Source organism: Saccharopolyspora sp. NPDC050389, assembly GCF_040655595.1.
In the GTDB taxonomy this organism is placed as follows: domain Bacteria; phylum Actinomycetota; class Actinomycetes; order Mycobacteriales; family Pseudonocardiaceae; genus Saccharopolyspora.
This window is the reverse complement of the sequence record NZ_JBFAKG010000173.1, coordinates 1-10,928: the sequence shown is the minus strand read 5'-3', so window position 1 is coordinate 10,928 and position 10,928 is coordinate 1. Positions and strand designations below refer to the sequence as shown.

The following is a 10,928-nucleotide window of genomic DNA, read 5'->3' as shown; positions in this document are numbered from 1 at the left end:
TGGACGAGCACGAGGTCGTGCTGTTGGTGGTGTTGCATCACATCGCCGGTGTCGTTCCGGTAAGAACCGGAACGAACACTCACGAGCGCTCGACCAATTCCGCCAACGCGGGCAACTGCTCGGCATCCTCCAACGCCGAGCCGACCGCCACCACGGCGGCTCCGGCCGCGAGGAATTCCGGCGCGTTGCGCGCGTTCATCCCGCCGGTCGCCACCAGCCGAAGCCCGGGGAACGGGCCGTGCATCGCCTTGAACCAACCGATTCCCAGCTCTGCGGCCGGGAAAGCCTTGACCCACGACAGCCCGAGCCGGTGGGCCTGCTGGATCTCGCTGGGCGTGGCCACGCCGGGCAGGTGCGGCACGCCGAGCTCCGCGCTCAGCCGCACCACCTCTGGATCCAGCCCCGGCGCCACGGTGAACGCCGCGCCCAGTTCCTTGACGGTGTGCACCTGCTCCGTGCTCACCACGGTCCCGGCACCGACCGGTCGGCCGCGCCGCGCCCCGGCCTCCACCGCCGCGCGCAGCGACGGCTCGGCGCGCGACGTCTCGATCGGCACCTCGACCGCCTCGATGCCCAGGTCCCAGGCCCGTTCGGCCAGCTCGACGGTCCGCTGCGGATCCATTCCGCGCAGGATCGCCATGACCGGGCCGGTGAAGAGCTCGTCGAAGAAGCCCACGATCATTCACTCCCGCCGAAGCTGAGGTTGCGCCACTGCTCCTCGTCGCAGCGAAGCCATTCCGCCACCGCGCCGCGATCCGGCAGCGGCATGTGGTCCTCGGTGCTGAGCAGGCTGTGCGCGGCCAGGATGTGCCCGAGCCGCAGGCAGCGGACGCCGTCCTCGCCGCGCAGCACACCGGAGAGGTATCCGGCGGCGAACGCGTCCCCGGCGCCCACCGGCTCGACAACCTGGACCGTCGGGGCGGGCACGACCACCGTCTCGGTGCTCAGGGCGTAGGCGGCGTCGGCGCCGTCCTTGACCACGACGACGTCCGGCTCGTCCAGGAGTTTCCGCACGTCCTCGGCGGTTTCCACGCCCCAGAGGGTGGTCGCCTCGTCCAGGCCGACGAACACCACGTCGGCGAGCTGGGCGAGCTCGCGCAGCCGCGGCCCGGCCTGCTCGACCGGCCACAGCGCCGGGCGGTAGTTGACGTCGAAGGTGATCCGGGCGCGGCGTTCGCGGGTCAGCAGCCGCCGGACGAGCCGGTCGCAGCCGTCGGAGAGCGCGGGCGTGATGCCGCTGATATGCAGCAGCCGCGGCGCATCGATCCGCTCGTCGGCCAGGAAGGTTTCGTCCATTGTGGACGCGGCCGAGCCCGCGCGGTAGTAGTAGACCTTGGTGCCGCCGTGACCGGGATCCTTGAAGTAGACGCCGGTCGGCGTGTCCGGGCGCACCTCCACCAGGCCGGTGTCCACCCCGGCGGCGGCGATGGCCGCGACCATCCGGCGGCCGAGAGGATCGTCGCCGACCCGGCTCGCCCAGCCGACGCGATGACCCAGCGCGGCCAGGTGAATCGCCACATTGGACTCGGCGCCGCCGGCCGAGAGCGTGAACGTCCGCGCCTGCTCCAGTGACACCGGGACGGCCGGGGCGACCAGCGACATCGTCTCCCCCAGACACAGCACCTCGGGGTCGCTGCTCGGCTCCGCCACCTTCGCCTCCTCGGTCCCGCGGCACTCGTCGCCGGACAGCTTAACCGCTCAGCGCTGCGAAATGCACACCGTCGTTGCACCCCTTGCAACGCACTGGTTCCGGCTTGCGCACCGGCGGCCATCTAGGCTGAGAATCCGGTGATCACGCACACGCCCAGGAAAGGGAGGATGCTCGAATGAGCTTGGAGCGCCCGATCGATCCGGACCCGTACTCGCTGCTGCCCGCGGTTCCGGCCTTCACCGTCACCTCCGACGACGTGACCGATGGCCGGCCGATGGCGCAGGCCCACGCCTACGACGGCATGGGCGCCGACGGCGAGAACCGCTCGCCCCAGCTGCGCTGGACGGGTTTCCCGGAGACCACCAAGAGCTTCGTGGTGACCTGCTTCGACCCCGACGCGCCGATTCCCGGCGGCTTCTGGCACTGGACCCTGGTGGACGTGCCGGCCGACGTGACCGAGCTGGCCGCCGACGCGGGCAACCGCAACGGGCACGGCATCCCGGCCGGGGCCTTCCACGTCGCCAACGATCTCGGCGAGCACGCCTTCGCCGGCGCCGCCCCGCCGCCCGGCGACCGGCCGCACCGCTACTACTTCGTGGTGCACGCGGTCGACACCGAGAAGCTCGGCGTGGACGAGAAGGCGAGCCCGGCGGTGGTCAGCTTCAATCTGGCCTTCCACACCGTCGCGCGCGCCGTCCTCACGCCGACCTACCAGCACTGACGCGCGTTCGAGGCGGCCTTCCACAACTGCAGGATCGTCTTCGAAGGGCCGTGCCTCCTCGGGACGGCCCTTTCGCGCGCCGAGATCGCCCGATCGAGATGTATCTGAAACGGCACCTCGCTCCTCTTTAAAAGCGGGAGGTTTTCGGGCGTCAGGAGGCCGAGATGAGCGTGCTGCCGGGTTCGTTCGCCGCGCTGGTCGCCACCGGGGTGGCCGCGCTGCTGTTCGCGCCGTTCGTCGCCGGTGAGCACCGGCGGCACGGCGAGCTGCGCGTGGGCATCGCGCTGCAGCGCTTCGCCGTCCTGCTCTACGCGTTCGGGCTGTTCTCCTACGTGTTCCTGCCGTTCCCGTCCGATGCGGCCTGCTTCGCGCCGCAGTGGCGACCGCTCGCCGGACTGACCAGCCCCACGATGCTGGCCCAGTTCGCGTGCAACGTGGCGCTCTTCGTCCCGCTGGGCGCTCTCGTGCGGGGCGGTTGGCCGGCAGCGATGCTGGCCGGATCGGCGACATCGGTGCTCGTCGAGCTGACCCAGCTGACCGGGTTCTGGTTCGTCTTCCCTTGCCCGTACCGGGTTTTCGATGTGGACGACGTCATCGCGAACACAGCGGGCGCGCTGCTCGGCGGGCTGCTCGCGCCACTCCGGCAGCGACTGCCGACCGGCACCAGCGGACGGCCCGCGACGCAACCGCGGCCGGTCACCGCCGCCCGGCGGCTGCTTGGCATGTGCTGCGACGCTCTGGTGCTGTGGCTGCTCGGAGCGGCCTGCGCCCGGGCCGCGGACATCGCGCTCCGGCTCACCCGCACCGCCCCGACGCGGTGGTGGGAGGCGGCCGCGCTGTGGCTCGCACCGGCCGCGTTGCTGCTGGTCACGATGCTGATCGGGCACGGCACCTCGCTCGGCCAGCACGCGGTGATGCTGCGGGCCAGGGCGCCCAACGGCCGCCCACCGCCGGCTGCCGGGCTGCTGCGGTGGGCGGCCGGCATCGGCGGGCTGGCCGTGGCGCAGGGCGTGGCCGAGGGAGCGTTCGGGGAACCCGATGCTGTGCTCGGCGTGTTGTGGTGCACCGCGCACGCCTGGGGTGTGACCAGAACCCGAGATCACCGCGGAATCACCGGGCTCGTCGCCGGGTTGGAGATGATCGACGCCCGACGAAGCCATGGCGCACCGAACCCGGCGCGCTCGACCTGAGGCAGGATGGACCAGTGCGGCACTTCGATCTAGTCATCATCGGTTCCGGCTCCGGCAACTCGATCCTCGACGACCGGTTCGCCGACTGGGACGTCGCCGTGGTCGAGAAGGGCATCGGCCCCAACGACGCCTACGGCGGCACCTGCCTGAACGTCGGCTGCATCCCGACGAAGATGTTCGTGCACACCGCCGACGTCGCCGCGGCCCCGGCAGGCGGCGCGAAGCTCGGCGTCGACCTCGAACTGCGCGACGTGCGCTGGCACGACATCCGGGACCGGATCTTCGGCCGCATCGACGAGATCTCCACCGGCGGCCGCCGGTACCGCGCCGAGGGCAGCCCGAACGTCACCCTCTACGAGGGCGTCGCCCGGTTCACCGGGATCAAGCAGCTGACCGTGGAGACCGCCAACGGCCCGGAGACGATCACCGCGGACCGCTTCGTGGTGGCCGCAGGCGGCCGCCCGGCGATCCCGGAGATCCCCGGCCTGGACCAGGTCGGCTACTACACCAGCGACACGGTGATGCGGCTCGAAGAGCTGCCCAGCCGGATGATCATCATGGGCACCGGGTTCGTGGGCACGGAGTTCGCGCACGTGTTCAGCGCGCTGGGCGTCGACGTGACCATGATCGGCCGCTCCGGCCGGGTGCTGCGCTCCGAGGACACCGACGTCTCCGAGCGGTTCACCGAGCTCGCGGCCGCGCGCTGGGACCTGCGGCTGAACCGCAAGGAGATCTCGGTCGAGCGCGACGGCGAGCTCGTCCGGCTGCACCTGGAGGGCCCGGAGGGCACCGAGGTGGTGGAGGCCGAGGCGCTGCTCATCGCGATCGGGCGGGTGCCCAACGCCGACCTGCTGGACGCCACCGCCGGCGGTCTCGAACTCACCGCCGACGGCAAGATCAAGGCCGACGCGACCCAGCTGACCTCGGTGGACGGCGTCTGGGCGATGGGCGACATCAGCTCCGAATACGAGCTCAAGCACGTCGCCAACCACGAGATGCGCGTCGTCCAGCACAACCTGCTGCACCCGGACGAGCCGATCGAGTCCGACCACCGGTTCGTGCCGCACGCGGTGTTCTCCGCGTGGCAGATCGCCTCGGTCGGCCTCACCGAGCAGGAGGCGCAGCAGCGCGGCGTCAGCTACGTGACCTCGATCCAGGACTACGCGGGCATCGCCTACGGCTGGGCGATGGAGGACACCACCGGCTTCGCCAAGCTCCTGGCGGATCCGGACACCGGACAGCTGCTCGGCGCCCACATCATCGGCCCGCAGTCGCCGACGCTGCTGCAGCCACTGATCCAGGCGATGCAGTTCGGTCTGGACGCCCGGTCGATGGCCCGCGGCCAGTACTGGATCCACCCGGGCATGCCGGAACTAGTCGAGAACGCCCTGCTCAGCCTGCCGCTGAAGTGACGGGTGCGCCCGATGTGTCGGGCGTCATCTTGAGTAATTCCAGTTTAACGCGTCACCTTAGGAGGATCGCGGGCTGCTCGCAGATGCGCTCCCACCGTGGCGGAGCGGGCCCGGGCGACCCGGAACGCCATCGGACAAAGGAGTTTGACTGTGCTTCACGAACGCCTCGAACCGGTCTACGAGAACGTGGTCCAGCGCAACCGCGGCGAAGACGAGTTCCACCAGGCGGTCCGGGAAGTGCTGGAGAGCATCGGTCCGGTGGTGGACAAGCACCCCGAGTACGCCGAGCAGAAGATCATCGAGCGGATCTGCGAACCCGAGCGGCAGATCGTCTTCCGCGTGCCGTGGGAGGACGACCGCGGCGAGGTGCACATCAACCGCGGCTTCCGGGTCGAGTTCAACAGCGCGCTCGGCCCGTACAAGGGCGGCCTGCGCTTCCACCCGTCGGTCTACCAGGGCATCGTGAAGTTCCTCGGCTTCGAGCAGATCTTCAAGAACGCCCTCACCGGGCTGCCCATCGGCGGCGGCAAGGGCGGCTCGGACTTCGACCCCAAGGGCCGCTCCGACCGGGAGGTCATGCGGTTCTGCCAGAGCTTCATGACCGAGCTGCACCGGCACATCGGCGAGTACACCGACGTGCCGGCCGGCGACATCGGCGTCGGCGGCCGCGAGATCGGCTACCTGTTCGGCCAGTACAAGCGGATCACCAACCGCTACGAATCCGGCGTGCTGACCGGCAAGCACCTGTCCTTCGGCGGCGCCCGCGTCCGCACCGAGGCCACCGGCTACGGCTGCGCGTTCTTCGTGCAGGAGATGCTGGGGGCCCGCGGCCAGTCGTTCGACGGCAAGCAGGTCGTGGTCTCGGGATCGGGCAACGTGGCGATCTACACGATGGCGAAGGTGCACCAGCTCGGCGGCACCGTGGTGGCCTGCTCGGACTCCTCCGGCTACGTCCTCGACGAGCAGGGCATCGACGTCGAGCTGATCAAGCAGGTCAAGGAGGTCGAGCGTGGCCGCATCGCGACCTACGCCGAGCGCCGCCCGGGCGCGAAGTTCGTCGCGCAGCGCAGCGTCTGGGAAGTGCCGTGCGACGTGGCGATGCCGTCGGCGACTCAGAACGAGCTGACCGGCGACGACGCGGCCACCCTGATCGCCAACGGCTGCATCGCGGTCGGCGAGGGCGCGAACATGCCCACCACGCCGGAGGCGGTGCGCAGCTTCCAGGAAGCCGGTGTCGCGTTCGGCCCCGGCAAGGCCGCCAACGCCGGCGGCGTGGCCACCTCGGCGCTGGAGATGCAGCAGAACGCATCCCGTGACAGCTGGAGCTTCGAGTTCACCGAGAAGCGCCTCGAAGAGATCATGAAGGACGTGCACGCCCGCTGCTACGCCACGGCGGCGGAGTACGGCATGCCGGGCAACTACGTCGCGGGCGCGAACATCGCGGGCTTCACCAACGTGGCCGACGCGATGCTCCGCCTCGGCCTCGTCTGACCGAGCGGGTGCGGCTGGCCGGCATGCCGAGGGGCGATGCACCGGCCAGCCGCGCGACTCGTTGCCGAAGGCCGGGGAAACGACGGCAGCGAGCCGGGTCTCTCGCCGTCCCGTTCTCGTCGGCGCCGCGCTCCCCCGCGGCACCCACGACCATCGATGGTGTCAGGGCTCGCGTGCTCGCAGATCCGATTCGGCGCCGTTCACGCCATCGGCCCAGCAGGCTGGACTGCGCACCGCCCAACGCAAAAGGCGTCTTCGACCGACCGGCCGAAGACGCCCTTCACCGATCACCTGATCAGATGGTGCGGGGGCGGCCGGCGATGATGCCGAACACCGCCTGGATCGCGACGATCACCACGATCGCCACCAGCGACGCCGACCAGGTGCCGGTCGCGTCGTGCAGCACGCCGAACAAGAACGGCCCGAAGGACGCGATCAGGTAGCCGACGCTCTGCGACATCGCGGACAGCGACCCGGTGTCGGCGGCATTGGCGGTCCGCAGCGAGATGAGCACCAGCGCCAACGGGAACGCGCTCATCCCGACGCCGATCGCAAGCGCCCACACCACCGGCAGCGCCTGCGGCGCCAGCAGCAGCCCGAGCAGCCCGGTGAGGGTCAGCACCGCGAGCCCGACGGCCCACCACGACTGGCTGCGCGTCCGGGTCACCAGCGGCGGCAGGATCATGTTGATCGGCACGCCGACCAGCAGCAGCAGCCCGAGCAGCATGCCCGCGGTCGTGCCGTCGATTCCGGCGCCCTTGAACACCTCGGGCATCCAGCCCATCACCACGTAGGCGACCAGCGACTGCAGCGCGAAGTAGACGGTGATCACCCACGCCAGCGGACTGCGCATCAGCGAACGCCGCGGCCCCGTCGATGCGGTGCCCGACACCTGCCGCGTCGAGGAGCGGCGAGCCGTCGCCGGCACCCACACGCACAACGCGGCCAACGCCACGACCGCCCAGGTCGCCAGCGACAACCGCCAGCTGCCGGTGGTGGAGTTCAGGTACGGCGTCAGCGCCGAGCCGGTCGAGCCGCCCGCCGCCATCGCGGTGGTGTAGAGCGCGGTGGCCATCCCTACGCGGGTCGGGAAGGACTCCTTGACCACCACCGGGATCAGCACGTTGCACATCGCGATCGCGGCGCAGACCAGCACGGTCCCGCCCAGCACCGTCCACGGGCCGTCGACGACCCGCAACAGCATCGCGAGCGTCAGCACCGCCAGCGACGCGCCGATGACCTTGTTGATGCCCATCCGCCTGGCCAGCAGCGGGGCGCCGATGCCCGCGATCCCGAAGCACAGCGTCGGCACCGAAGTCACCACGCTCGCCCAGGTCGTGGAGGCACCGAGCGAGTCACGAACCTCACCGAGCACCGACGCCAGGCTCGTGACCGCCGGGCGCATGTTCGCCGCCGCGAGCGCCACGCCGGCGAGCAGCAGTCCCCCACCGGCGGCGGCGACGTGCCGGTTCGGGAAGACCGTCTCCGCGGCGCCCTGGTTCTCGGCGGAGAAGGCATCCGGATGACGTCCGGCGGCGAGTCGCGTGGCATCCTGGTCAGCCACCTGGTCGGGGACATGCTGGGGTCGTGACTTCGTAGACATCGCGACCTATTATGTCAAACGTAGGATGTTTGGACGAAAGGACCTGTCAGTGCCTTTGGTCACTGCCAAGCGGACCGGACTGGTCGATCAGGTCATCGCCCAGATCCGCGAGCTCGTGGCGTCCGGGGAATGGCCGCTGGGCGAGAAGATTCCGCCCGAGGCCGAGCTGGTGAACGCCCTCGGCGTCGGCCGCAACACCGTCCGCGAGGCGGTGCGCGCGCTCTCGCACGCCGGGCTGCTGGAAGTGCGGCAGGGCGACGGCACGTTCGTGCGCGCCACCAACGAGATCTCCGGGGCGGTGCGCAAGCTGTGCGGCCCCGAGCTGCGCCAGGTCCTGGAGGTCCGGCGCGCGCTGGAGGTGGAGGGCGCACGGCTGGCCGCCGGGGCGCGAACCGACGAGGACCTGCGCGAGCTGACGGCCTGCATGGACAGCCGGAACGCGGCGGTGCAGCGCCTGGACAGCGCGGAGGTCGTCGTCACCGACGCCGAATTCCACCGGCTGCTGGTCGCGGCCTCGCACAACCCGGTGCTGATCTCGCTCTACGAAGGGATCCGCGAGACGGTGGCCTCCAGCGTGGCGACCACCTTCAACCCGGAAATCCCGCCGGAGCAGCACGTCTCGCACACCGAGCTGCTGGAAGCGGTGCGCGACGGCGATCCGCGTCGGGCGGCCGAAGAGGCGGGCGCCTTCCTCGACGAACTGCTCAGCCAGGTGGGCTCGGACTCCGGACCAGATCAGGCAGAGGAGTCCGGCCAGTAGTCGGTTCCGACGTCGAACGAGTCACCGGCGGCCGGGGCCACCCACGACGCCGCGATCACTCCGGCGGCGAAACGACCGCCGGTCGATCCGCTGCGCGCGGGCTGCAGCCACACCGACGGCGCGCCGAACCGGGTGATCACGATCTCCTCCCCCGATTCGGCGCGGTCGAGCAGCTCCACCAACCGCTCGCGGGCTTCATCAACGGAAAACTCGGCCATGGCTACGACGTTACCTGGGTCACACGGACCGCGGGGGCGCAACGGCTCACCGGAGTTCCTGGTGCAGCAGCGGCAGGCCGGCCGGTGCACCGTGGTCGAGCAGTCGGCGCAGGGCGTCGGTGTCCAGGTGCTTCTCCACCAGGTCGCCGAGCAGATCGAGCTGCCCGGCCCGGACCTCGGCGAAGACCGTGGTGTCGGCCGGTTCGAAGCCGTCCCGCCCGGCTCGCCGCGCGGCCCAGCGCAGGAAGGCCCGGCGGAACGCGTCGTTCTCGAACAGCCCGTGCCAGTGGGTGCCGAGCACCGACTCGGCCACGCCGCCCTCGTCCTGCCCGTCCGGCAAGCTCACCAGCGGCGCGAGATCGCCGCGGCGGACGGCGACGCCGTGGTGGATCTCGTAGCCCGCGACGGGCTCGCCGAAGGCCTGGCCGCGCGGCCGGGCCAGCGTCTTGCGCGGCGCGAACTCGATCTCCAGGTCGAGCAGTCCCAGCCCGTCGACCGCGCCGGTCCCGGACTCGACCTCGTCGACGATGCGCCGGGTCAGCATCTGGAAGCCACCGCAGATCCCGGCGACCGGCAGCCCGGCGCGGGCGTGCGCGCGGATCGCCTCGGCCAGGCCGCTGCGCCGCAGCCAGGCGAGGTCCGCGACCGTCGACTTCGAGCCGGGCAGCACGACCAGATCCGCGTCGGCCAGCCGCGACGGCTCGGTGACGAACCGGACCGCGACGCCGGGTTCCGCGGCCAGCGCCTCCACGTCGGTGGCGTTGGAGATCCGCGGCAACCTCGGCACGGCGACCCGCAACCACTGTCCGCCCTTCGGCGGCGCGGGTCGCCCGATCACCCCATCGGCCACATAGGACAGTGAATCCTCGGCGTCCAGCCACAGCTCCTCGGCCCATGGCAGCACGCCGTGCACCGGGCGCCCGGTCAGCGCGCGCAGCTGGTCCAGGCCCGGCTCCAGCAACGCCGGATCGCCACGGAACTTGTTGATCAGGAATCCGGCGACCAACGCCTGATCCGCCGCGTCCAGCAGCGCGAGGGTGCCGAAGAGCTGGGCGAACACGCCACCGCGGTCGATGTCGCCGACCACCAGCACCGGCAGCCCGGCGGCCTGCGCGAGACCCATGTTGGCGATGTCGTTGGCCCGCAGGTTGATCTCGGCCGGCGATCCGGCGCCCTCGCACACGACGTAGTCGTACTCCGCGCGCAGCCCTTCCAGCGTGGACACGACGGTGTCCAGCAGGGCGGCCTTGCGAGCCCGGTAGGACATCGCGGTCACCTCGCCGGAGACCTGCCCGAGCACCACGACCTGCGAACTGCGGTCGCTGCCGGGCTTGAGCAGCACGGGGTTGAACCGCACCGAGGGCTCGACGCCGCACGCGGCGGCCTGCACGGCCTGAGCACGCCCGATCTCGCCGCCATCGGGCGTGACCACGGAGTTGTTGGACATGTTCTGCGCCTTGAACGGCGCAACCCGAGCGCCGCCGCGAGCCAGCCAACGACAGATCCCGGCGGTGACAACGCTCTTCCCGGCATCCGAGGTGGTCCCGGCGACCAACACCGCATTCACACGAAGTTCCTATCCCACGAGCGCAACCCAAAGGCGCCACCAAACCACCGGCACACCCATGCGAAACCAGCAGCCTGAACGTCTCCCCAGGTGAGTGCCCGTGAGTGCTTTGGGGGCCTATAACAACCAAAGCTGCTCACGACCACCCACCTGAACAAACACAGGCATCGCCCAAGACACACCGGCTTCGAGGCCGGCACCTGACGCAGACAGGGCAACCGGCGAGTCGGAGTGCAGAGCATCGCCGAGCAGGATCGCCGCCGAAACCCCGTGCTCCTTCCACACCGCCGGCTGACCGCGCCGCAGCACGTCGCC

The 10,928-nt window shown here is 70.7% G+C and carries 10 protein-coding genes and 1 pseudogene; 5 read left to right on the top strand and 6 right to left on the bottom strand.

Going from position 1 to position 10,928, the window contains the following annotated elements; all coding sequences use genetic code 11:
• Positions 1-79 precede the first annotated feature (79 nt).
• Together AB0I53_RS48305 and AB0I53_RS48300 are read right to left on the bottom strand one after the other, a co-directional pair.
• The gene (locus tag AB0I53_RS48305; RefSeq protein WP_358617632.1) at positions 80-682 is read right to left on the bottom strand and encodes a bifunctional 4-hydroxy-2-oxoglutarate aldolase/2-dehydro-3-deoxy-phosphogluconate aldolase; all 603 of its coding nucleotides are present in this window, start codon (positions 680-682) and stop codon (positions 80-82) included.
• Positions 679-1,650, bottom strand: a complete 972-nt coding sequence (locus AB0I53_RS48300) for a sugar kinase (protein ID WP_358617629.1) — start codon at positions 1,648-1,650, stop codon at positions 679-681. The genes AB0I53_RS48305 and AB0I53_RS48300 overlap by 4 nt, the downstream gene beginning before the upstream one ends.
• Before the next feature lie 176 nt (positions 1,651-1,826).
• On the opposite strand from AB0I53_RS48300, the gene AB0I53_RS48295 reads away from it, so the two are divergent.
• From AB0I53_RS48295 to gdhA, 4 genes are all read left to right on the top strand, one after another.
• A complete protein-coding gene (locus tag AB0I53_RS48295) occupies positions 1,827-2,372 on the top strand; it encodes a YbhB/YbcL family Raf kinase inhibitor-like protein (protein WP_358617626.1) in 546 nt (181 codons plus the stop codon).
• A gap of 164 nt (positions 2,373-2,536) precedes the next feature.
• Positions 2,537-3,562: a VanZ family protein gene (locus AB0I53_RS48290; protein ID WP_358617624.1), complete on the top strand. Its 1,026-nt coding sequence runs from the start codon at positions 2,537-2,539 to the stop codon at positions 3,560-3,562.
• A gap of 14 nt (positions 3,563-3,576) precedes the next feature.
• Positions 3,577-4,974, top strand: a complete 1,398-nt coding sequence (locus tag AB0I53_RS48285) for a mycothione reductase (protein ID WP_358617622.1) — start codon at positions 3,577-3,579, stop codon at positions 4,972-4,974.
• A 150-nt stretch (positions 4,975-5,124) separates the two neighbouring features.
• Positions 5,125-6,465: an NADP-specific glutamate dehydrogenase gene (gene gdhA, locus AB0I53_RS48280; RefSeq protein ID WP_358617619.1), complete on the top strand. Its 1,341-nt coding sequence runs from the start codon at positions 5,125-5,127 to the stop codon at positions 6,463-6,465.
• Positions 6,466-6,760: 295 nt separating this feature from the next.
• On the opposite strand, the gene AB0I53_RS48275 is transcribed toward gdhA, so the two are convergent.
• Positions 6,761-8,029: an MFS transporter gene (locus AB0I53_RS48275; RefSeq protein WP_358617616.1), complete on the bottom strand. Its 1,269-nt coding sequence runs from the start codon at positions 8,027-8,029 to the stop codon at positions 6,761-6,763.
• A gap of 88 nt (positions 8,030-8,117) precedes the next feature.
• On the opposite strand from AB0I53_RS48275, the gene AB0I53_RS48270 reads away from it, so the two are divergent.
• The gene (locus AB0I53_RS48270; RefSeq protein WP_358617613.1) at positions 8,118-8,828 is read left to right on the top strand and encodes a FadR/GntR family transcriptional regulator; all 711 of its coding nucleotides are present in this window, start codon (positions 8,118-8,120) and stop codon (positions 8,826-8,828) included.
• Here the strand turns inward: AB0I53_RS48270 and AB0I53_RS48265 are convergent.
• The 3 genes and pseudogenes from AB0I53_RS48265 to AB0I53_RS48255 form a co-directional block, all read right to left on the bottom strand.
• The gene (locus tag AB0I53_RS48265) at positions 8,804-9,046 is read right to left on the bottom strand and encodes a type II toxin-antitoxin system prevent-host-death family antitoxin (RefSeq protein ID WP_358617611.1); all 243 of its coding nucleotides are present in this window, start codon (positions 9,044-9,046) and stop codon (positions 8,804-8,806) included. The genes AB0I53_RS48270 and AB0I53_RS48265 overlap by 25 nt on opposite strands.
• Positions 9,047-9,092: 46 nt before the next feature.
• Positions 9,093-10,613, bottom strand: a complete 1,521-nt coding sequence (locus AB0I53_RS48260) for a cobyric acid synthase (protein ID WP_358617608.1) — start codon at positions 10,611-10,613, stop codon at positions 9,093-9,095.
• A gap of 117 nt (positions 10,614-10,730) precedes the next feature.
• Positions 10,731-10,928, bottom strand: a pseudogene (locus AB0I53_RS48255) (hypothetical protein); the annotation flags it as partial.

Excerpts from the sequence above, each read along its gene's own strand:
- AB0I53_RS48265 (WP_358617611.1), bottom strand. The coding sequence starts at position 9,046 with ATGGCCGAGTTTTCCGTTGATGAAGCCCGCGAGCGGTTGGTGGAGCTG.
- AB0I53_RS48295 (WP_358617626.1), top strand. The coding sequence starts at position 1,827 with ATGAGCTTGGAGCGCCCGATCGATCCGGACCCGTACTCGCTGCTGCCC.
- AB0I53_RS48305 (WP_358617632.1), bottom strand. The coding sequence starts at position 682 with ATGATCGTGGGCTTCTTCGACGAGCTCTTCACCGGCCCGGTCATGGCG.
- AB0I53_RS48290 (WP_358617624.1), top strand. The coding sequence starts at position 2,537 with ATGAGCGTGCTGCCGGGTTCGTTCGCCGCGCTGGTCGCCACCGGGGTG.